The organism is Alteromonas sp. W12, from assembly GCF_001924945.1.
GTDB lineage: Bacteria > Pseudomonadota > Gammaproteobacteria > Enterobacterales > Alteromonadaceae > Alteromonas > Alteromonas macleodii.
The window spans coordinates 16,319-38,650 of sequence record NZ_LQXH01000010.1 but is presented as its reverse complement, the minus strand read 5'-3'; the positions used below and the strand labels follow the sequence as shown (position 1 = coordinate 38,650).

At 45.2% G+C, this 22,332-nt stretch carries 16 protein-coding genes; 12 read left to right on the top strand and 4 right to left on the bottom strand.

Going from position 1 to position 22,332, the window contains the following annotated elements:
• Positions 1-4: 4 nt before the first annotated feature.
• The 8 genes from AWH61_RS15655 (at position 5) to AWH61_RS15620 (ending at position 10,990) form a co-directional block, all read left to right on the top strand.
• A complete protein-coding gene (locus AWH61_RS15655) occupies positions 5-1,966 on the top strand; it encodes a chemotaxis protein CheA (RefSeq protein ID WP_075177581.1) in 1,962 nt (653 codons plus the stop codon).
• On the top strand, positions 1,963-2,466 hold the full coding sequence (locus AWH61_RS15650; RefSeq protein WP_014947943.1) for a chemotaxis protein CheW: 504 nt from the start codon (positions 1,963-1,965) through the stop codon (positions 2,464-2,466). Before AWH61_RS15655 ends, AWH61_RS15650 begins: the two co-directional genes overlap by 4 nt.
• 4 nt (positions 2,467-2,470) lie before the next feature.
• Positions 2,471-4,777 carry a methyl-accepting chemotaxis protein gene (locus AWH61_RS15645; RefSeq protein WP_075177580.1) on the top strand — a complete coding sequence of 769 codons (2,307 nt, stop codon included), beginning with the start codon at positions 2,471-2,473 and terminating at the stop codon, positions 4,775-4,777.
• Positions 4,778-4,880: 103 nt separating this feature from the next.
• Positions 4,881-7,790, top strand: a complete 2,910-nt coding sequence (locus tag AWH61_RS20305; RefSeq protein ID WP_075177579.1) for a methyl-accepting chemotaxis protein — start codon at positions 4,881-4,883, stop codon at positions 7,788-7,790.
• Positions 7,790-8,623: a CheR family methyltransferase gene (locus AWH61_RS15635; protein ID WP_061439173.1), complete on the top strand. Its 834-nt coding sequence runs from the start codon at positions 7,790-7,792 to the stop codon at positions 8,621-8,623. The genes AWH61_RS20305 and AWH61_RS15635 overlap by 1 nt, the downstream gene beginning before the upstream one ends.
• 8 nt (positions 8,624-8,631) lie before the next feature.
• On the top strand, positions 8,632-9,249 hold the full coding sequence (cheD, locus tag AWH61_RS15630) for a chemoreceptor glutamine deamidase CheD (protein ID WP_014947947.1): 618 nt from the start codon (positions 8,632-8,634) through the stop codon (positions 9,247-9,249).
• A gap of 2 nt (positions 9,250-9,251) precedes the next feature.
• Complete coding sequence (locus tag AWH61_RS15625) at positions 9,252-10,298, top strand: protein-glutamate methylesterase/protein-glutamine glutaminase (protein WP_014947948.1); 1,047 nt, start codon at positions 9,252-9,254, stop codon at positions 10,296-10,298.
• 431 nt (positions 10,299-10,729) lie between these two features.
• Positions 10,730-10,990: a hypothetical protein gene (locus AWH61_RS15620; protein WP_014947949.1), complete on the top strand. Its 261-nt coding sequence runs from the start codon at positions 10,730-10,732 to the stop codon at positions 10,988-10,990.
• Positions 10,991-11,123: 133 nt separating this feature from the next.
• Here AWH61_RS15620 and AWH61_RS15615 read toward each other — a convergent pair whose 3' ends face one another.
• Positions 11,124-11,795 carry a haloacid dehalogenase type II gene (locus AWH61_RS15615; protein ID WP_075177578.1) on the bottom strand — a complete coding sequence of 224 codons (672 nt, stop codon included), beginning with the start codon at positions 11,793-11,795 and terminating at the stop codon, positions 11,124-11,126.
• Positions 11,796-12,075: 280 nt separating this feature from the next.
• Positions 12,076-14,334, bottom strand: a complete 2,259-nt coding sequence (locus tag AWH61_RS15610) for a TonB-dependent receptor (protein ID WP_075177577.1) — start codon at positions 14,332-14,334, stop codon at positions 12,076-12,078.
• 306 nt (positions 14,335-14,640) lie between these two features.
• Here AWH61_RS15610 and AWH61_RS15605 point away from each other — a divergent pair, with 306 nt between their 5' ends.
• The 3 genes from AWH61_RS15605 (at position 14,641) to AWH61_RS15595 (ending at position 18,607) form a co-directional block, all read left to right on the top strand.
• Positions 14,641-15,675: a LacI family DNA-binding transcriptional regulator gene (locus AWH61_RS15605; RefSeq protein WP_014947952.1), complete on the top strand. Its 1,035-nt coding sequence runs from the start codon at positions 14,641-14,643 to the stop codon at positions 15,673-15,675.
• A gap of 167 nt (positions 15,676-15,842) precedes the next feature.
• The gene (locus AWH61_RS15600; RefSeq protein WP_249922667.1) at positions 15,843-17,081 is read left to right on the top strand and encodes an MFS transporter; all 1,239 of its coding nucleotides are present in this window, start codon (positions 15,843-15,845) and stop codon (positions 17,079-17,081) included.
• Positions 17,082-17,083: 2 nt separating this feature from the next.
• Positions 17,084-18,607, top strand: a complete 1,524-nt coding sequence (locus tag AWH61_RS15595) for a trehalase family glycosidase (protein WP_075177575.1) — start codon at positions 17,084-17,086, stop codon at positions 18,605-18,607.
• A 70-nt stretch (positions 18,608-18,677) separates the two neighbouring features.
• Here AWH61_RS15595 and AWH61_RS15590 read toward each other — a convergent pair whose 3' ends face one another.
• Both AWH61_RS15590 and AWH61_RS15585 read right to left on the bottom strand, forming a co-directional pair.
• Positions 18,678-20,477: a GGDEF domain-containing protein gene (locus tag AWH61_RS15590; protein ID WP_075177685.1), complete on the bottom strand. Its 1,800-nt coding sequence runs from the start codon at positions 20,475-20,477 to the stop codon at positions 18,678-18,680.
• Positions 20,478-20,636: 159 nt separating this feature from the next.
• On the bottom strand, positions 20,637-21,530 hold the full coding sequence (locus AWH61_RS15585; protein ID WP_075177574.1) for a DMT family transporter: 894 nt from the start codon (positions 21,528-21,530) through the stop codon (positions 20,637-20,639).
• A gap of 281 nt (positions 21,531-21,811) precedes the next feature.
• Here AWH61_RS15585 and AWH61_RS15580 point away from each other — a divergent pair, with 281 nt between their 5' ends.
• Positions 21,812-22,330, top strand: coding sequence for an HAD family hydrolase (locus AWH61_RS15580; protein WP_075177573.1), 519 nt, complete (start codon positions 21,812-21,814; stop codon positions 22,328-22,330).
• The last annotated feature ends 2 nt before the right edge of the window (positions 22,331-22,332 follow it).

Here is a 22,332-nt window from a genome sequence, read left to right as displayed (position 1 = left end):
AGTCATGACCATTGATGTAAACCAATTTCACGGTGTGTTTTTTGACGAGAGTGATGAGCACCTCCAAGATATGGAGCAGTTGCTCATGACCTTGGATGTGGATGCGCCCGACCCCGAAGAGCTGAACAGTATCTTTAGAGCGGCGCACTCTATCAAAGGCGGCAGTGGGATTTTCGGGTTCGATGCACTAATGAATCTGACTCACGTAATGGAAAATTTGCTCGACAAAGCCCGAAACCAGGAAATTCAGGTTACGGCAGACATTGTCGACATATTTTTGCAAACCCTTGATGTATTGAAAGACACCTTATCGGCATATAAAGAACAAACAGATCTTCCCCAAGAACAAATTGATGCAAGCATAAAAGTCCTTGAAGATACCCTCGCAAGTGCGTCAGGACAAATGCCACAAAACGCAGAAGAAACATGTGATCAAACTGCTCAAGGTGAAGCTAATACAGACAACGAGATTGATGGATTTGGATTCTTTGATGAAGACGAGACTGAATCTCAAGAAACCAATTTAGAAAGTTCTCAAAGTCAAAATACCTCAGATGACATTGAAGGCTTCGGACTTTTCGAAGATGAAGCCACATCAGAAGAGACGCAGGCTAAAGGTGAAGCGAATACCAAGGTCGGCGTAGCTGATGAGGGCTTTGGCTTTTTCGAACCAGACACCCTTCCTGTAAAAACAGACGCTACTGAATCTTCTTCGCAACAAGTTACACCAAAACAACCTATTGTGAAGCCCGTTAAAACCAAGCCAAAAGCAGCGACGAAAGAGGCAGCATCAATTCGTGTCGATACCACCAAAATCGATGCGATGGTTAATCTGGTCGGCGAACTGGTGATTACTCAATCCATGCTTTCAAACGTGGGGCAGGAAGTTGAAGGACAAGTCGGAGAGCGCCTACAGCTTGCTATAGACGAGTTGCAGCGCAATACCCGCGAAATTCAAGAATCAGTCATGTCTATGCGCATGTTGCCGGTAAACATGACGTTTAATCGCTTCCCTCGTGTGGTACGTGATTTGTCTTCGAAGCTAGGCAAAAAAGTAGATTTGGTGATTCAAGGTGGCAACACCGAAATAGATAAGAGCCTAATCGAAAAACTGGTCGACCCGCTTACGCATTTAGTAAGGAACAGTATCGATCACGGTATAGAAAGTCCTGAAAAACGCCTTGAAGCAGGCAAAGCCGAAAACGGCACAGTTATCTTAAGTGCAGAGCAGAAAGGTAGCAGTATCATCATTGGTATTATCGACGATGGAGCCGGTTTAAACAAAGCTCGCATTGTAGATAAAGCCACACAAAACGGTCTTACGGTTACGCCAGATATGCCCGACAGTGAAATTTGGCAGCTTATATTTCAAGCGGGCTTTTCGACTGCTGCAGAAGTTACAGATGTGTCGGGCAGAGGTGTAGGCATGGATGTGGTTCGCAGGAATATCGAGTCTATTGGCGGGCGTATTGAAATTGAATCATCGCAGGGTGAGGGCTCTGCGTTTTATATCCACTTACCACTCACGCTCGCTATCGTAGACGGCATGTGTGTATCGGTTGGCGATCAAATTTTCGTTATCCCACTACTTAACGTTATCGAATCATTTCAACCCACATCATCTCAAGTGAAAACCCTTGGCAATGACAAAGTACTGTGGATTAGAGACCAGTACTGGCCGCTGGTGTCACTTACTCAACTTATGCAGGTAGACGACGGCATCACTGAGCCAACCAAAGGCATCGTCGTGCTACTAGAAAGCAGTAAGAAGCGCTATGGCGTGCTGGTGGATTCGCTTGTGGGTCAACAACAAGTCGTAATTAAGAGCCTTGAGCAACATTACAAAAAAGTAGCAGGGATCGCAGGTGCAACCATTATGGGGGATGGCAAGGTAGCCATGATTTTGGATGCAGACTCGGTGGCTACTAACTGTACAAATGTTCCAAATGAAGAGGTTTCACTATGAGCGAAGCAGCCTTACAACAAGCCGTTAGCGCATCGAAAGAGAACGAATTCTTAAGTTTTGTCTTGGGTGAGGAGCACTATGCCCTTGATATCACAACCGTGAAGGAAATTCGTGGTTACGAACAGGTTACCAAAATTGCCAATGCGCCAAACTTCATTAAAGGCGTGATAAACCTTCGTGGCGACATTGTACCTATCGTCGACTTACGCATTAAGTTCAACGTAGGTGAAGCCACTTATAACGATTTTACTATCGTCATTATGCTTAACGTTCACGAGCGGATCGTTGGCATTGTGGTAGATGGCGTGTCTGACGTCATTCGCCTTTCCGAAGAAGACATGCTGCCGCCACCAGAGTTCGGTGTGGCGTTCGATAGCAAGTACCTTCACGGACTGGCCGATGTCGATGAGCACATGGTTATTTTAGTCAATATTGAAAGCTTAATTACAAGTAACGAATTGGGTTTAGTTGAAACAAAAGCACAAGTGGTAGAGGGCTGAGAAAATGGGAATTATGACGTGGTTAGAAGACTTCACAAAAGCAACGGACGTTAACCAAGCATTAAGAAACAAACAGGCACTTGATGCTACAACCTGTTGCATCATGATGGCCGATGCAGACAGAAATATTATCTATGCTAATCAGTCTGTAAAGTCGCTGCTTAAAGAAAACGAGAAGAAACTTCAGGCTGTACTCCCCAGTTTTTCTGCTGACAACTTGGAAGGTCAAAACATCGACCAGTTTCATCGTAATCCTTCGCATCAGCGCAATATCCTTGCTGAATTGAAATCGACAATGACCTCTACGATTAGCATTGGCGACTTAAACTTCAAACTCACCCTTACGCCGTTTTTCGACCAAGAGAATAACAATATAGGCACCATGGTTGAATGGGTTGATCAGTCAGAATTACTCATTAAAAGCACGATGCTTAATGTGTTGAATAATGCCCAGGCTGTTATCGAATTTAACGCCGATGGTGTTATCCAAAACGCGAACGACAATTTTCTTAATGCGCTTGGCTACAGCCTCAATGAAATTGTTGGCAACCATCACAAAATGTTTTGTGACGCACAATACATTCGCTCAGAAGAGTACGCCCAATTTTGGCGCGACCTCAAAGAGGGCAAGTCACAAAACGGCGAGTTTTGTCGATTCGACAAAATGGGGAAAGAGATTTGGATCCAAGCCACCTACAACCCGGTTTTCGATGGCGAAGGTAAAGTTATTCGCGTTGTGAAATTCGCCACCGACATCACTGCATCTAAGTTACGCAATGCCTATTTCGAAGGACAAATAGACGCAATAAACAAAGCGCAGGCCGTTATTGAATTTGACCTTGAGGGCAAAATTTTAAACGCCAACGAGAATTTCACAAACACGGTTGGCTACAGCCTAGATGAAATTAAAGGCAAGCATCACAGTATGTTTGTGGAAGATGAGTATAAGCGCAGTGTTGAGTACAGTCAGTTTTGGGAACAGTTGCGCCAAGGCGTGCAGTTCACTGACGAATTTAAGCGCGTGGGCAAAGGTGGGAAAGAAGTTTGGATCCAAGCGTCTTATAACCCTATTTTGGATCAAAACGGTAGACCTCACCGTGTGGTGAAATATGCCATTGATATTACTGGTAGAAAACAGGCCATTAGCGATATCAAAACCGCCATGAATGAATTGGTTCAGGGTAATTTAGATTGTCGCATTGAGCATGAGTTCGAGGGTGAATTTAAAGAGCTTGGCACGTCAATAAACCGCTTTATCGACGATATGCGTCGCATTATCGGTTCTATCAGTGATGTGATGACCCGCTTATCTGGCGGTGATTTAACGGCAGAGCTTGATGAACAGTTCGAGGGTGAATTCCAAGTACTAGGCGATGCTATCAATCAATTCGTTAGTGAAATGTCTGGCACTATCGGTTCAATTTACCAAGCAGTAGAGACAATCAATACGGCCTCGTCTGAAATTGCCACGGGGAATTCAGACCTATCAAGTCGTACCGAACAGCAAGCGTCTAGTCTTGAAGAAACGGCGTCGAGCATGGAAGAGCTTACCGGTACCGTCAAGCTCAACGCTGAAAATGCGGAACAAGCCAATAGCTTAGCGTCTCAGAGCTGTGAAATCGCGTCGCGGGGCGGTGAGCTAATCCGTCAGGTTGTGGACACCATGTCGTCTATCAACGAGTCTGCGCAGGAAATTTCAGACATCATCGGCGTAATCGACGGCATCGCATTCCAAACTAATATTCTGGCATTAAACGCTGCCGTAGAAGCTGCACGAGCAGGTGAGCAGGGCCGTGGCTTTGCGGTAGTTGCGTCAGAGGTACGAAGCCTGGCTCAGCGTTCTGCCGAAGCAGCAAAAGAAATAAAAGAGCTTATATCAGACTCGGTAAGCAAGATTGATGGCGGTAACAAACTCGTCAATCAGTCAGGCGACACCATGGAAGAAGTGGTGACTTCCATTAAGCGAGTTAACGACATTATGTCGGAAATTGCAGCGGCGAGTTCTGAGCAAGCTTCTGGAATTGAAGAGGTAAGTAAAGCCGTTGTGCAAATGGATGAAATGACGCAACAAAATGCAGCGCTGGTGGAAGAGGCTGCGGCTGCCGCAGAAAGTTTGCAGCAGCAAGCGGGAAGTTTATCTGAACGCGTATCAGCATTTAACATTGGTGATAAAGCGACGGTCAGTGAAGAAAAGCCAATAAAGGTTGCATCAGTAAACAAGAATAAACACGTTGCACCGGTTACAGCAATTAAAACGCAAAAGAAACTGACTCCAAAAGTACCAAGCAGTGACGATTGGGAGTCGTTCTAAAAAAGCGAAGGCGAATTCTTGAAAAGGAATTCGCCTTTTTTATTACACGGCATTTAGTTTGACGTTTTTAGAACAGAGCGTCGCAAATCAGGTGGATGGAATAATGGGCGTATTTAATATATTTCATAATGAAGAGTTAGTAGCGGCACAAAGTCTTTCACGCTTTCAAGAGCAAGCGCTAAGCGAAAGTACCGCATGTTTGATGTTGGTCGATGCCGAGGGAACGATCACCTTCGCTAACAAGGCATTTTATGCTTTAGCCAACGAGCATCAAACGCAGTTCGAGCGTGCTTTACCAGGCATTAATTTTCAAGGCCTGACGGGCTCTACTATGGCCGCGTTTTTCGCCAACAATAGCGACCTGAATTTGCGTTATAAAAGCTGTGATAGCAGCGATACCTTTTTACTGCCTGTGGGCGACTTACTCTTTACCCTTAAGTTATCTACCATTAAAAGTGTTGAAGGCGACAAGCTCGGCACCATGGTGGAATGGCTTAATGATCAGGAGCTGCAATATAAAACCGGTTTATTGGCAGGGTTAGATCGTTGCCAAGCCATTATTTCCTTTACGCCGGAGGGAATAGTAGAAGACGCCAATGAAAACTTTTTGAAGGTTACAGGCTATTCGAAAGAAGACATTGTTGGTAAGCATCATCGCCTTTTTGTATTGCCAGACTACGGCGTGTCTGAAGAATATAAATCATTCTGGGAATCGCTGCGAAACGGTGAGCACAGCAGCGGTGAATATTGCCGCGTAGCGAAAAACGGCGACAAAGTATGGATTCAAGCCTCTTACAATCCTATCTATGACAAGCTCGGGAATATTGTTCGGGTAGTAAAATTTGCTACCGATGTAACGGAGCAAAAACGCAAAAATGCAGACTACGAAGGCCAAATAAATGCCATAGACAAGTCCCTTGCTGTGATTGAGTTCGACCTTGAAGGCGTTATTCAAAACGCCAACGCAAACTTCTGCGCAACAACGGGATATGAGCTGAACGAAATCAAAGGTCAGCATCATAGTATGTTTGTTGAACCCAACTATAAAATGAGCCCTGAGTATGCAGCGTTCTGGCGTGACTTAAAGAAAGGTGACTTTAAGTCAGGCGAATTCAAACGGGTAAAAAAAGATGGCAGTGAGCTTTGGATCCAAGCGTCTTATAACCCTATTTTTGACGAGTTCGGCCAGCCAATAAAAGTGGTGAAATATGCGTCTGATGTGACTGAACAAAAGCTACAAAACGCGTTTAACACAGGGCAAATAGACGCAATAAGTAAATCACAAGCGGTGATCGAGTTTGATACAAAAGGCAATATTCTCGTAGCCAACGATAACTTTCTGGCAACGGTTGGCTATTCCCTAGATGAAATTGAGGGCAAACACCACCGCATTTTTGTCACTAAACAAGAGCGAGAATCTGAACAGTACCAATCGTTTTGGAAAAAACTGGCAGAAGGCCAATTTTACTCGGGTGAATTTCATAGAATTGCGAAAGACGGCTCAGATATTTGGATTCAAGCGACCTACAATCCTATCTTAGACATGAGTGGGAATGTGGTTAAAGTGGTGAAGTACGCCAGTGATATCACCGAACAGAAAGTGAAAAATGCCTACTTTGAAGGGCAGTTAGCTGCAATAGGAAAGTCTCAGGCCGTCATAGAGTTCAATATGGATGGCATTATTCAGCATGCCAATGAAAACTTTCTAACTACGGTGGGCTACACCTTAGATGAAATCAAAGGTAAGCATCACAGCATGTTCGTCGACCCTGCTCACCGAGCTAGCCCTGAATATGCGGCGTTTTGGGATGCGCTACGCAGCGGCACTTTTTCTTCAGGTGAATATCGTCGATTGGGTAAAAACGGCAAAGAGATATTTATTCAAGCCACGTACAACCCTATTTTAGACCATAACGGTAAGCCTTTCCGTGTAGTTAAGTTTGCTACCGATATTACGGGTAGAACCCAAGCTGTTGATGAAATTAAACACGTAATGACCAAGCTGACTGAGGGCGACTTAACGGTCAACATTGAACATGCTTTAGACGGTGACTTTGCTGTGTTGGGCGAGGCCATTAATCAGTTCATCAACGAAATGCGCGGCACCATCACAAGTATTAACGAAGCAGTAGAAACCATTAATGTGGCGTCGGGTGAGATTGCAACGGGCAATGCTGACTTATCAAGCCGCACCGAGCAGCAGGCATCCAGTCTGGAAGAAACTGCATCGAGTATGGAAGAGCTAACGGGAACCGTAAAACTCAACGCAGAGAATGCAGAGCAAGCGAATGGCTTAGCCGCACAGGCGAGTAAAATTGCTTCAGAAGGGGGGCAGGTTATAGGTGAAGTGGTGAAAACCATGACCCAAATCAACGACTCGGCACAAGAGATCTCTGACATTATTGGCGTTATAGACGGCATCGCTTTTCAAACCAATATTCTTGCTTTAAATGCAGCCGTTGAAGCTGCTCGCGCGGGCGAACAGGGGCGAGGCTTTGCGGTAGTTGCTTCAGAGGTAAGAAACTTAGCTCAGCGCTCAGCCGAAGCAGCGAAAGACATCAAAGAACTGATTTCTGACTCTGTAACCAAAATAGCCAGCGGTAACGAGCTGGTTGTGAAATCGGGCGACACCATGGCTGAAGTCGTAACTTCCATTAAGCGCGTAAACGACATTATGTCTGAAATTGCCGCTGCGTCTGCCGAGCAAGCGGCGGGCATTGAAGAGGTGAGCAAAGCGGTCATTCAAATGGATGAAATGACCCAACAAAATGCAGCACTGGTAGAAGAGGCTGCCGCCGCCGCGGACAGTTTGAAGCAGCAGTCGTTGCAACTTAATGAACGGGTATCGGTATTTGAAGTTGGAAAGGGCTTGTCAATGGAGCAAAAGCACATCGCTGCGCTCTCTCACACAGATTTCAAGCAGCCACGCGTAGCCTCAGTGATTAACAACGCGCCTCAAGCACAAGCACTGAAACCCGCACTGCCTGATGAAGCCGAGTGGGAGTCGTTCTAATGACAACGGTTCTTTCATCGCGCGATAGCACTCGGGAGTTCGCCTTTGAAAAGGCGGACTTCCACAAAGTGCAAAACATGCTTTTCAAAAAAGCAGGTATAAAGTTGTCAGACGCTAAAGAAGCGATGGTATACAGCAGATTGGCTCGGCGTATCAGAGCCCTTCAGCTCACAAGCTTTAACGATTATCTAGGCGTAGTTGATAAGTCTGAACCTGAGCTAGAGCAGTTCATCAATGCATTGACGACCAATCTTACGTCGTTTTTTCGCGAGCCACACCACTTCACTGCACTGGCCGAGCACTTAAAACAACATCCAGAAGTAACCACTATCTGGTGTGCTGCCAGCTCAACCGGAGAAGAGCCTTACTCTATTGCCATGGTCGTCGCAGAGGCGTTTGGAAGCTTCAAAACTCCTGTGAAAATCATTGCATCAGACATAGACAGTAAGGTACTGCAAAAAGCCAAAGCGGGTATTTATCCTTTAGCATCGATCGCGAAAATACCCATCCAAAGACAAAAACAATTCTTCCATAAAGGTAAAGGTGCAAACGAGGGAAAAGTGAAAGTAGTGGATGAGTTAAGACACATGGTGCAGTTCAAAAAACTCAATCTTACCGATGCAAAGTGGGATGTAAAAGGTCCACTCGATATCATTTTTTGTCGAAACGTAATGATTTACTTCGACAAGCCCACGCAATTAAACGTGTTACAAAGAATGGTGGGTATGTTAAAGCCTGCAGGACTTTATATGGCAGGGCATTCTGAAAACTTCAATATGTGTACTAATCTTGTGAGACCGGTAGGTAAAACTATATATCGCCCGGTTCATTAGGAGCACGTGTGGAATCTTGTAATTTCGAAGTACCTATTAGCTATTACGACAAACGTTTTTCTATCGACGCAGTAAAGCTATTACCTGGACAATACTTCGTAACAACACAAGATAAAATGCTGGTAACGGTATTGGGGTCTTGTGTGGCGGCATGTTTATACGACCCTGAAACAGGCATTGGCGGCATGAATCACTTTATGTTGCCTACAGTAAATAAAACTGCCAGTGAGTTCGAAAAAACACAAGGTATGGCTGCCAAATACGGCGTGCATGCCATGGAAATTCTTATCAACGACTTAGTGAAAGCCGGTGCCAATAAAGCCCGAATAAAAGCAAAAGTGTTTGGTGGTGGAAAAGTGGTGCCGTCCTTCGTGCAGCACGATGTTGGGAAGTTCAACGCAGAATTCGTAACAGACTTTTTAAGCACGGAAGGCATACCGATATTGGCCAGTGACTTATGTGATGTTTACGCGCGCAAGGTTTACTTTTTTCCAAGCAACGGCAATGTCTTTATGAAGCGAATTCACGAGCTTAATAACGCCACAATTATTGAAAGAGAAAGTCAGCATCGGTGGGAACTGTCAAGACGTGCACCTACCGGTAGCGTAGATATCTTCGAGGACTAACAATGACGATAAAAGTTTTGGTGGTAGATGACTCGGCACTGATCCGGCAAATTCTAAGTGAGATTATAAAAAGTGAGCCAGACATGGCATTAGTGGGTGCTGCTCCCGATGCTTTCGTGGCAAAAAAGCTGGTTCTAGAAAAGTCGCCAGATGTTATTACGCTTGATATAGAAATGCCTAAAGTGGACGGATTACGCTTTCTAGAAGTACTGATGAATGCGAGGCCGACGCCTGTAGTCATGATTTCTACGTTAACCGAAAAAGGCGCTGATGCTACGCTGAGGTCCTTGGAGTTAGGAGCTATCGACTTTGTTGCAAAGCCCAAAATAGGTGTGGCGCAAGGCATGGCAGACTATCACCAGTTGATTGTTGAGAAAATACGTACGGCTGCGCGCTCTAAAGTAAAAAAATCAGCGCCTTCGAAAGTGTCTACCGTGAGCAAAGTCAATTATTCGGGTACTGAGAAAATCATTGCAATTGGTGCCTCGACCGGAGGGACAGAAGCCATAAAAGAGGTGTTACGTACCTTTCCGGCGAACGCTCCTGCCACCGTGATCACACAACACATGCCAGCAGGGTTTACTTCGACTTACGCTAAACGACTAGATGCCGTGTGCCAAATGCAGGTCAAAGAAGCGAAAGGCGGAGAACGTTTACTACCAGGCCAAGCCTACCTTGCACCTGGCGATAAACACATGGAAATTGAAAGAAGCGGGGCTGATTACCGGATTAGATTGACCGATGGCGCGCGCGTATCGGGTCACAAGCCCTCGGTGGATGTGTTATTTAATTCTATCTGTAAAAGTGCTGGTAGCAATGCGTTAGGCGTTTTACTTACGGGCATGGGTAGCGACGGCGCAAGCGGCCTTCACGAAATGTTTAACGCGGGCTGCGAAACATTTTGTCAGGACGAAGCTAGTTGTATAGTTTTTGGTATGCCCAAAGTAGCCATAGAAAAGGGCGCCGCTAAGCGCGTAATAAGCCTAGATGATATGGGCAGAAGTGTTATGCAAACCGTAGAAAAGCTCTCGGCAGGTAGTCGCTTGTAAGTATAGTGAGTAAATACTTACAGAATGCAATTTCTGTCCTAAAACCTGTAAAAGGATTGTTATAACTTTTCTTGTTCCAGAAAAGCTAAGGTGTTTTAATAGCAACGCTTAATAGTGAGTAATGCTGCTGCAGAATGCTGTTGCTGTAGCCGATACTATGGATAGGCTCACTATTTAGTGCGTAAAAATATAAAAATCGATACGTAAGTGGAATGGTAAGGTAAATCATTGTCGACATAATAATATAAAAGACAATGGCTTATGTGCGTTAGCAAGAACAAGGTAGGCAAAGTTTTATTACTGCGTATGTTTTGTAGTACCTAACTAGAATAAAAGGCCTGCTATATTCCTTACAGATTTGAGAGCAAATATATGCTCATTCTTACGGTATGACACTAACCCGGGATTATAACGAGTAGTTGGGGACTCTTATGAAACAGCAAACGCTTATAGCAGTATCAGCTTTAATGTTTTCTTCTTCTGTTTTGGCTAATGGCGGCTTTGAACCGAATAAGAAAGCATGCGTGAACGTCGGAAAAGAAATCACTCGCGTAAGCACTGAAATGGACGCAGCTAAGTCAGGTATTCAGAAGTCATGGCTTAAGCGTCAATTAAGCGCACTAGAAACGAAACGCAATTCTTGCAGCACACAAGGTTTTAAGCCAAACCAGCCCGAGCTAGCAAAAGTTTAATTGTTTTGTATTTCGATTTGAAAAAAGTCTTACTTCGGTAAGACTTTTTTGTTTGCGCCTAACTATTTTGCAACTACGCTAGATTTATAGTGGTCAGGCACAGCGAGGTCGTTGTGCCCTCACACAGAACACGTTACGAACTTATCATTTCGATAAGCGCAGTAAGCGAAGCAATGCTGTGATCGGGAGCAAGACCTAACGGGTACATCATTTTCCCCGAGCGCTCTACGTATGCGGTTTGCATACCTGTCGCCTTAGCACCACTTACATCCCAACCATGAGCCGCCACCATCATGGCATCTTCGTTCTTTACGTTAGCCTGCTGACAGGCCCAGTGATAAACCGCAGCATGTGGTTTATAGGTACGTACACTTTCCACACTTAATACATGGGAAAAATAGGGCTTAATATTGGCAAACTCAAGCTGTGCGTCTAGTCCGGCTTTAGACGAGTTTGAAAGCGCGACCAAGGTTACACCAGCGCTTTGAAGCGCCTTTAATGTAGGAACAACATCGTCGTGCGCTGGCAATCGGGTAATATGCTTTTTGATGGTATCTTTTGCGGTAGCCTCATCAACAGAGATATCCTTACTGTGAGCTACCATGGTAAGCGCTGCGGCTCCAATATCAATGAAATCGTGAAACCGTCCAGACGCAACATCCACTAAACTGTGATGCAATAGGTTAGCAAACCATAAGTCTACCAGTGTCTCATCGCCGTTTAGCACCGACGCTAAGCCTGTTTTTATGGCCTGCATGTCTAGTAGTGTTTCATTAATATCGAAGAAAATAACCTTTGGCGTCACGATTCACCTTCCTATAGTTGATGATAGTAAACGGTACGTTTCGTTTTTAGCTTGTTCGTTGCTTATACCACTGTAAAACAGAATTGGTTTTGCTAAAGCACATTACGACCAATGTCGATAAATTAACGCTGACAGGATATAAGAAGAATCTAACAAGAAAGGGGTGCAAGAAAAGGCAGCAATAGCCTCATAAACCTTGAACGAAATATATTGAGAGAAACGAACAACAAAAAGCCGGCACTAAGGCCGGCTTTATTTTTAGGTGTTGCGCTTTTTGTTCTTAGAAGAACAAGTAAGAAACGCTAAGCTTCATGCTACGAGGCATAATGTAGCGGCCGTTTGGTGAATCTGGGTTGCGCGGGTCACCCTCGGTAATACCTTGTTCGTCGGTCAGGTTATCAACAGAGAACTGAAGACGAAGTGATTCAGTTGGCTCTAGCGTTAGACCTACATCAATCTTCTCGTATCCCTCTAGTACAACTGTGTTTTCGTTGTTACCAAAGCGATCATCAACCGCTGATAATGTACCGTATACCGTGGCATACATATCGCCGATATCGAAGCCGTAGCTTGGTGTTACACGTACTTGCCAACCAGGCTGACGCTGAGATTCATTGCCTTCGTTATTGGCGCTGGCAGTAATTTCAGTTTCCTGAATAGTTCCGTTCACGCTTAACGAGAAGCCTGAATCGTGGCTATAGCGACCGTCAAGTTCTATACCGTAAGCTTCGTTAGTAAGAATTTCAGCCGGTGCGCCTGGACGGCGTACAAACGTATCGCCTTTTACTTCGTTTGCGAATGCAGTCGCAAAGAACTGGATGCTGTCATTCATGAACTTATAGCCAAGCTCGCCTTGAGTAACTTCTTGAATCAAGTCGTTACCGCCAGTGAAGGCACCCCAGTTGTCTCTGAAGTCGTCGAAGTAAGGCATTTTATAGCCTCGGTTCATACGAACAAATACACCGCTGGTGTCATTAAGCGCGTAGTTTGCGCCCACTGTCCACGACGTTTTGGTTTCGTCGTACTCAAGCGCTTTAGTTATTTTGCCGTCAAGATCTTCATCTACCGAATAGTTCACTTCGTGATTTTCACGGCGTAGCCCTAAGTCGATGCTCAGGTCTGTGGTTGCGTACCACGTACCCGTTGCATAAACTGCGAACGTGCTTGCATCACCTACAGAGCTGATGTCGTAGTTCCAATCGCAGCCTTGTGCGTCAGTGTTACATTCGATCCCGTCTAGCAATTCGCCGCCTGGCTGCAACACGTGGTAAGCCGTGTTACCAATGCTCCACCAGTCATTAGCTTTGGTTGATGCACTGTAAATACCAAATGATGTATCGAAGTCTTCCCAGCTTTTCGACACAGCAAGGTCGTTAGTGAAAGCTTCAATATCTTTAAGTACTACCCAACGGCCGATTTGCTGAATAGGCGTATCACCGTCATACACTGTGCCAGTTACTGCACCAGTGGCTGATTCGCCATTGTCGGCAACATTTGCAACGGTAGTTGCAGAACCATTCGGTACAAGACCAAAAGTATTGGCTTCACCTTTGGTAAGGTTAAAGCGGTCAACTAGCTGCCAGTCGTTGCCTAAGTCAAGCTTAATGCTACCGCCACTTACGTGACCGTCCCATCCACGACCTTCGCCAAAGTCGAATGACTCAGTAGTATCATTAGGGCCATACGTAATGGTGCCTTGGCGATTCAATGGACCAATTTGCGTATAGTTTGCGTCGATACCTTCAACGTTTAAAGGTGTAGGTAAGTACCAAGTACCGCGATCGTCAGTTTGACGGGTATAAAGGTTAAGCTCGCCTTTTTCGAAAACTTTAGTGATGTTAACGGTGAACTGGTTACCCTGCTCAGAGTTAAAGCCGGCATCACGAATACCTTCTGAGCTCTTAATGTAGCCACCAACCATGTAGTACAAGTCGTCATCTAGTGCGCCGCTTGCAACCACGTCAATACGGTTTAGGCCGTAGTCAGAGATGGTGTACTTCGCTGACGCTTCTGTCGACTCGCCACCACGTTTAAGGCGGAAGTTTGTTGTAAGACCTGGTTGACCGTTGCTTACTACTGGGTTTGGACCACCGCGTAAACCTTCAACCATTTCAATTGTGTCGTCGATGCGAAACAGCTGAGAGTTCTCAAGGAAAGATAGCGTAGATGCAGGGTAGATAGGAGAGTTCTCAAGCGCAATCGTTAAGAACGGCGCATCGCCACCACCTGGAAAACCACGCACAAATACGTTCGCGCCTGACTCACCGCCTGAGCTTTCAACCCAAACACCTGGAATGGCCTTAAACAAATCGGCCGTAGACTTAGGTGCCAATTTTTCAATGTCGCTAGCGTCGATGTTGGTTACCGCGAAGCTTGCGTCAATCTTTCTAATCCCTGCGCCGCCTGGCGTACCGCTGACAACAATGATCTCTGCGTTGTCTTTCGCTTGTTGTTTTACGTCTTCTTGTGCCATGGCAGGCTGCGTTAGTGCTACCGCTACTGCACTCGCCAGCATTCCTTTTGTAAACAACGTTTTCATGGTGTGTGCTCCCGAAAATGTTCTATTGCGTTGTTAACTGAATGCGTTAAACAGGTTTAAAAATTGTTATACGCATCACGATTGCGAAACAAAATAGATCTGTTTGCAAACGATTGCAAGAATAAAATGCAATCGTTTGCAAATTTTTTGTTTATTGTTGTTAACATGGTTTTACGCCAAGACGATTCGCGCTATATTGTGAATTCGACTGTAGAGTCGACGATTTATCCGGTTTAGGTAGCGGTTTTAGGCTTTTATTTTGTAGTGCTATCACGGGTAACCCGGTATACCGAAAATTATTAGAGAATGGTCACATTGGTTTCTGAAACAAAACTCACCTTAGCGAAGCTGGCTGATATTGCTGGTGTATCAACATCGACAGCATCACGGGCACTGAAAGACAACCCGCTTATTAAGCAGGAAACCCGAAGCAGAATTCAGGCACTAGCTAAAGAGCACAATTTTAGTATTAACGCGGCCGCTAGCCGCTTAAGAACACAGAAAACTCACGTTATAGCGGTGATTTTAAATCTAATCGACAACACCGAACAAAGCACTACAGACCCATTCCTGCTTAAGCTGGTGGGAGAGCTAAATCAGGCGCTAAATGCCAAAGGCTACGAGCTACTGCTGTCTAATTCATTTATGGCATCTGACGATTGGGCGAACTACTTTATTCGCAGCCAGCGCGCCGACGGCATTATTGTCATTGGGCAAGGCAAATCCACGGCCAAAATCGACCGAGCAGCACAGTCGGGCATTCCCATTGTAGTGTGGGGCGATGCAAAAACAGACGCGCCATATCCCATTATTGGCGGCGACAACTATTTGGGTGGCTATACGGCAACCCAGCATTTGCTGAGTCACGGCGCCAAACGCATCTTGTTTCTTGGAGACTCTGAACACGCGGAAATGCAGGAACGTCACAAGGGATATTCGCAAGCCCACCGCGATGCAAATGTGCCAATCGACACGCAGTGCACCTGCGCCATCGATATTACGTCGAAAGCAGCGTACCAGTACATCAACGAGCGAATAAAGGCGAATGGGTTAGATTTCGACGGGATCGTTTGTGTAAGTGATATGGTGGCATTAGGCGCGTTAAAAGCGTTAAAAGAGCGCTATGTAGGTATTCCAAGCGATGTAGGCATTGTGGGTTACGACGATATTTCTTTAGCTGAACTTATGCACCCGTCGTTAACAACGGTGCGTCAGAATACTCAGCAAGCCGCAATAGAGATGGTTACGCAGCTATTAAACCAGTTTGAAAACAAACCTACAGAAAGCCAGGTAGTGGAAACAACCTTAATTGCCCGTCGCTCTACGCAGCACAGCGACTAATATTTCGCTTTTTTATCAGCTTTTTAACGCATAAACGCTATTATTTAACGGTAACAGGGTGACGATATTAAGCTCTAACGAAAAAATAAAAGCGTTTTGCAAACGTTTGCATTTTTATTTTCTTACGACTACACTCCTGCATAATTCAGTTAACAGAGTGTTTACACATGTCCCGATTCATGGTCATTGCAGCCATTGCCATTAGCTACTACGTATTTGCCATACTACTTAACAGTGTGGGTACTGTTATTCTGCAATCGATCAATAGCTTCGACATTAGTAAGCCAGATGCAAGCACACTAGAAGGCTTTAAAGATCTCTCTATTGCTATTGTCTCGTTCCTAGTGGCCAGCTTCATTCCAAGAGTTGGCTACAAGCTTTCAATGTTACTTGGGTTAGCATTAGTGGCCGTTGCCTGTGCGCTGACGCCTTCTATCGCAAGTTTCTGGTTCATTAAAGTGTTGTTTGCCTGCATAGGTACTGCATTTGCGTTAGTGAAAGTGTCGGTGTACGCCATTATTGGTCAGCTGTCGTCTACCACTAAAGCGCACTCATCGTTAATGAACACTATTGAAGGTATTTTTATGTTGGGCGTGTTGTCTGGCTACTGGGTGTTTGCTGGGTTTATCGACCCCAATAACGATGCTTCTTTATCTTGGCTGAACGTTTACTACTTACTAGCTGCGCTGGTTGGTTTTACGTTAATCGTTGTGGTATTGGCTCCTATAAAGCCTGTGGAAAAAGCGCAATCAGAAGGCCTTGCAAGCGAGTTCTTCAGCATGCTGAAATTGGCCTATAAGCCGTTAGTGCTGGTGTTTATCTTCTCTATTTTCTTATACGTGTTAATAGAGCAGGGCATAGGTTCGTGGCTGCCAACTTTTAACAAAGAGGTGCTGGGCTTACCTACTCAAGTCAGCATTCAAATAACCAGTATCTTTGCGATAGCGCTGGCCGTTGGGCGCTTAACTGCGGGCGCAGTACTTACGCGAATGAACTGGTATCCCTTCTTAAATATCTGTTTAGCGGGTATGGCTACGGTAATGCTACTAAGCTTACCGCTTGCCGAAAACGTGGCTGACAGCACAATAGCCAGCTGGGCTGATGCACCAATAGCTGCGTTCCTTATTCCATTAATTGGATTGATGATGGCGCCTATTTACCCCGTATTAAACTCGGTAATGCTAAGCGCACTACCTCAACATCAACATGCACCTATGACAGGGCTAATTGTGGTATTTTCGGCTCTTGGGGGAACCACAGGTTCTATCGTGACTGGATTTATTTTCGACGCAGTAGGGGGCCAACAAGCATTTTATCTATCGCTTATTCCAATCGGTGCATTAGTGGTAACCCTTTTCTTCTTTAAACGAGCGTCTTCTTCTCTATCGCCTAAAGGTGCGCAGTAACTATGAGTTCTTCTTCACACAACTGGCGCGACAGCTTGTCGTTTTTTGCCAGCGACCTGTTTAAACATGTGCAAATGGCACAGCTATTCCCAGACAGCAAAACCTTCGCTGACGCTATTGTTAAAACTGATCTCAATACCGTTTTAGCGGCCTATGAGCAAGCGTGCTTAGATGCTGAGAAAAGCGGCGAAGCAGTAGACTTAGCTACGTTTGTTAATACCCATTTCGATATTCCAGAAATGATTAGCGCAACATCGCAAACCAAGTTTGAAAATGTAGCCGATTATATTGAGCATATGTGGCAGGTGCTAACGCGTACCCCCGACACTGAGCAGAAAGACAGCTTAATAGCGCTTACCCGCCCATACATAGTGCCGGGTGGACGCTTTCGCGAAATCTATTACTGGGATACATATTTTACCGCGTTAGGTCTAATTGACGCGGGGCGCACCGACATGGCAATTAACATGTTGGTGAACTTTGTAGATATTTTAAATGAAGTAGGCTGCATTCCTAATGGCAACCGCGCCTATTATTACTCTCGCAGTCAGCCTCCTATTTTGGCGTTGTTTTATAATTTGCTTAAAGACGCACTAAGCGACCAGCAAAAAGAATACGTTATCTGGGGCTTAAAGAAAGAATACCAGTTTTGGATGAATGAAGCGGGCGAGAACGCGTCACAAAAGGGCGTAGCACATCTGCGCACGGTTACCATGCCGTGTGGCGCTACACTTAATCGTTACTTCGACACCGAGCCTACGCCTCGCCCTGAGTCTTATCGAGAAGACATAGAAACAGCAGAGCACATAGGCGCTGACAAAAGTCAGTTTTACCAGCATGTTCGCGCGGCTTGCGAATCGGGTTGGGACTTTAGTTCGCGCTGGCTAGCTAATCCCAATTCACTAGCAAGTATTCGTACAACTGAAATTATTCCCGTAGATTTAAATGCGCTTTTAGTAACGCTTGAACAGACTCTGGCAAGCGTGTCAAAAGGTGCCGAGCAAGCGCGCTACAGTGCGGCATCTACAGCGCGAATTAACGCAATAAACACCTATTTGTTTAATGCTGAAAAGGCGGGCTATTTTGACTATCACTTCCCCACACAAACTCAAACCGATGTAGTGTCAGCGGCTATGTGTGTGCCGTTGTTCGTTGGTATTGCAAATGAACAACAGGCAGAGGGAGTGCGCGCCGCGGTAATGAACTCCTTGTTAAAAGAAGGTGGCGTGGTAACCACTTCAAACGCTACGTCGCAACAATGGGATGCGCCAAATGGCTGGGCACCGCTTCAACTGTTTGCCGTTGAAGGGCTGCGCAACTATGGGTTTGAAATGCAGGCTCAAACCATCATGCTGCGCTTTTGTAAAACCATTGAGCGTCACTTTGCATCAAGCGGTGTGCTACTTGAAAAGTACAATGTGTGCGAACCGGAAATAAAAGCAGGTGGCGGTGAATACGACGTACAGCTAGGTTTCGGGTGGACCAATGGCGTGTATACCCGTTTTCAGACATATCTGAACCAGTAAACAAGCTTCCATTAAAACAAAAACGCGCGGTACCGTAACAACGGGCCGCGCGTTTTTGGTTGTGTAGATATTAATTGTCGCCTGAGCGGTTACCCATATCAATCGACATGGCAATATCATCGAGTATGTCGTTTAGCCCAGTAATTTTCTCGTTAGCAATAAATACGCTCATCTGCGACTCAACCACGATATGGTCGGAAGTGGCATCGTTTTCAAAGGTATTGTCTAACGCGCTCTGTACGCGGTCGAAAAACTGTCGCGCACTTCGTTCTTCAATATTGTGCAGACACAAAATAAATTGCTCGGTACCAAATCGCCCTAAAATATCGTTACCGCGGGTAACATTTTGAAGAGTTTGTGCAATTTGTCGTAATACTAAATCACCTTTTGTTGACCCCATTTTCCGCGTTATTTCACGCAGGTTGCTAATGTCGAAGATAGCAATGGCAATGGCTCGGCCTTTTTTCGGCGCATCAAGCTTGTTAATGCGGGCTATCGCCGAATTCGCATTAAGCAGCAGAGTAACGGGATCGATGGCTTTGCGCGCAAGGTGTTTTCTACGAAGTACGTAGCCAGTAATACCACTTACCAGAAGGAAAATAATAATAGCGGTATACAGCGTGTTCTTTCGTTGCTGTTCCGCTTGTTCAATCGCAGATTCCAAATCATAAATGCGGGTATACAAGTTAGCTGCACCAATAATTAAGGCCGAGTCTTGAGTAACTTCACGGCGCTTAGTCACTTCTTTAGAATAAATCTCGTGCGCTTCTTTCGCCTTAGCTAAGTCCTGCAGTGCGATATACATAGACACGTTGAAGCTAAGGTAATCCAAATTTGAACGAAAGACCGGCGGTATCGCGTCATCATTTAACGCTTCAATACCTGATATATACTGCTTAATACAGGTGAGATCGTTGTCATGTAAGCAAATCTCAGCTTTGTGCCAGTTAACAAGAAGCTCGCCAAACGAACTCGAGATGTTCGAAGACGCTTTTTCTAAATCGGGAAGGGTGTAGGTAAGTCGGTTGTAGTTTTGTGTTTTTCTATAGTAAATAGACAGTGCATACTGATACAAGAAGTTGGTTAGCGGTGTGTCTATTTCGCTATTGAGTACACCCAGTTCTAAAATGCTTTGGTAGGCGCGCTCAGTTTGACCGCTGCTTAGCAATGACACAATGGCGCTGATAAGAATACTTACCTTATTACTGCCTTCATATACAAGCAAGCCCATTTCATGTGCTTTTAGATATTGCTCTGCTGCTAAGGCATGTTGCTCTAAATCGCCATATAGTAAGCCAATTGCGTTGTGAATATGCGCTAACTCACCGGGGCTGCCGTCGTTTGAATAACGCTTAAGCACACCAAACATCTTACCTAATCTTATTTCAGGTGAAGTGGTTTCTGAACAGTAGTTAATTAGGCCTAAAGAAGAGCTGGTAAAGATATCGCTGTGGCGCTCGGGCGATGATAGTTCTTGGGCTTGTTGGTAGTACTTACAGCGTGCAGGGTTTTCTCTGGCGTCATAAGAAAAGCCAATTTGATAAATAGCCGATGCAAACGCATAAGAGCTTTCATCAATATTGCTTTGCATAATGGCTTTAAGCAGCATAGTTTCAGCTTCTTCGTACTTACCACGGCAAATTAAAAACTGCCCTTTGGCTACGGTTAAGGCAAAACGTTGTTGTGATGTAAGCGACTCAAGAGCAAGTGTGTCTTCAAGCTCTGGAAGTAGAGACTGATTAGGGCAATCATACGAAGGCGTGCGTACCTTTTCGATAACGGCATCGATGTTGTCGTTTGCCAACGCGGCAAAAGAAGCTAGCGCAACGCTCAAAAAAGAGAATACTGTTAAAGATAACCTTTGAAACATGAGAAATAACGTTTTTGTTTTTTCTTCATAATATCGATTTGAGCCCAGAACTACTACACGGGGCACCTAAAAGTTACGTATTTTTTGTATCTTAATGCGTCTACTATTTTTTAAAACGTTGGGCTATATAGGCACGTGTTAGGTATTTCCCCTAAATTGCTAATGTACAGGCGAACCAAAACTAACCAATATAGCTACTCCAACCAAGGCAACGGCAGACCATACAATAGTTGCTTTAGTCGCCCGTTCACCAAGTACCCATGCAACCCCTAGCGACATTAATGCGCTTGTAGCAATAAGGGTTTGAACCACGGCCGCTTTCGCATAAGCAAACGCAAACATTTGTAGGTAAATAGCAGCAGTCGTGCCAAGTAACGTGGCTAACACAAAAGCAGGCCATACACGTTTTCCGCTGTCACTTTCATAGTTAATAACGGGCATATAGCGTGTTTTGGTTATGGCTATAAATGGCACCACAAATATCATACCGCCAACTAAGCGTAAGAACGCAGCGCTGGCAGCGTCAATTTCACCGGCACTTAAAATGTCGCGGCTAACTACGGCACCAACTGCCTGACATAACGCCGCGCCCACACCATACAAATAGCCACTGGTAGCAAATACATGAGTAGTGCTGCGTTTACGTACCTTTATAACCATATCTACCGAAAACAGTACTACTGCAACGCCAACCCACTGCTGCCAGGTAATCCATTCGCCAATAAACGCCATAGCAAAAAGGGCAGTGAATAAAGGCGCAAGGGTTTCGGCGACCAACACCGCTTGGCTATCGCCAATGCTTTGTAAGGCTTTAAAAAAGCAAGTGTCGCCAATGCCTATACCAATAAGCCCGCTAAGCAATAACCACAAAACAGCATGAGTACTAAGCCCTGTTGGCTGAACCACTACTAAAACCACTGCCAAAATGGCAATAGAAATAAGTCCCTTCCAAAAGTTCATGGTAAGCGGCGAAAATGCGTTACCCGTTCCACGGAATAAACGCGCAGCAATTGCCCAACAAAGCGCTGTACCTAGCGCAGCAAAAACACCCATACATTACCTGTTATAACTTTGCCCAAAAACGCTGGGGCAAATAAGTAGCTTGCCAAAATGAGCGGCTATGCTAATGCAAGGTGTGGGCGGGGTAAACTTAAATCACATCAGTAGTTTTTAACTAAATATATTGAAGCCTTAAGCAAACGTAACAGAAGGCTAAAGGCATTCGTGGCATTATGTTAGTGGTAAGATTCGTGAGTAAGTTAAGCGCTGTACTTAATTAAGTGGGCGTTAACCGAAGTTTAAGAATAACAGTGAAGTAAAAGGACGAGAAAAGCGTGAGCGTTGAGCAGATGAATTTAACCGGTATTAAAGGTGTAATATTCGATTTAGACGGCACCTTGGTAGAATCAAGCCTTAACTTCACGCAAATGCGCGCTGACGTAGGCTGCCCACAAAACGAAGATATTCTTACCTTTGTAGATGCCCTTAGCTGCGCCGAAGCCAAAGCGAGTGCACACCGAGCTATATTGCAGCACGAACTTGACGATGCGCAAAATGCTAAGTGGTTACCCATTGGCAAAGCCATGGTGGAAAAGGTGCAGGCACACAAGCTTCCCATGGCAATAGTTACCCGCAACTGCCGACAAGCCACCGCAATTAAGGTAGCAAATAACAGCATTCCCATCGATTACGTGCTAACCCGCGAAGATGCCCCAGCCAAGCCCGATCCAACCGCATTACTGATGGTGGCGAACACATGGCAGCTTCAGCCGGAAGACTGCCTGTACGTTGGCGACTTTATTTATGACCAGCAAGCCGCCGAGAATGCTGGGATGAAGTGGTTGTTGGTTTAGGT

Bases quoted from the DNA above. Each gene is read 5' to 3' on its own strand.
- AWH61_RS15585 (WP_075177574.1), bottom strand. From the start codon at position 21,530: ATGGGTGTTTTTGCTGCGCTAGGTACAGCGCTTTGTTGGGCAATTGCT.
- AWH61_RS15605 (WP_014947952.1), top strand. From the start codon at position 14,641: ATGGTCACATTGGTTTCTGAAACAAAACTCACCTTAGCGAAGCTGGCT.
- AWH61_RS15595 (WP_075177575.1), top strand. From the start codon at position 17,084: ATGAGTTCTTCTTCACACAACTGGCGCGACAGCTTGTCGTTTTTTGCC.
- AWH61_RS15610 (WP_075177577.1), bottom strand. From the start codon at position 14,334: ATGAAAACGTTGTTTACAAAAGGAATGCTGGCGAGTGCAGTAGCGGTA.
- AWH61_RS15645 (WP_075177580.1), top strand. From the start codon at position 2,471: ATGGGAATTATGACGTGGTTAGAAGACTTCACAAAAGCAACGGACGTT.
- AWH61_RS15600 (WP_249922667.1), top strand. From the start codon at position 15,843: ATGTCCCGATTCATGGTCATTGCAGCCATTGCCATTAGCTACTACGTA.
- AWH61_RS15655 (WP_075177581.1), top strand. From the start codon at position 5: ATGACCATTGATGTAAACCAATTTCACGGTGTGTTTTTTGACGAGAGT.
- AWH61_RS15590 (WP_075177685.1), bottom strand. From the start codon at position 20,477: ATGTTTCAAAGGTTATCTTTAACAGTATTCTCTTTTTTGAGCGTTGCG.
- AWH61_RS15620 (WP_014947949.1), top strand. From the start codon at position 10,730: ATGAAACAGCAAACGCTTATAGCAGTATCAGCTTTAATGTTTTCTTCT.
- AWH61_RS15625 (WP_014947948.1), top strand. From the start codon at position 9,252: ATGACGATAAAAGTTTTGGTGGTAGATGACTCGGCACTGATCCGGCAA.
- AWH61_RS15650 (WP_014947943.1), top strand. From the start codon at position 1,963: ATGAGCGAAGCAGCCTTACAACAAGCCGTTAGCGCATCGAAAGAGAAC.
- AWH61_RS15635 (WP_061439173.1), top strand. From the start codon at position 7,790: ATGACAACGGTTCTTTCATCGCGCGATAGCACTCGGGAGTTCGCCTTT.
- AWH61_RS20305 (WP_075177579.1), top strand. From the start codon at position 4,881: ATGGGCGTATTTAATATATTTCATAATGAAGAGTTAGTAGCGGCACAA.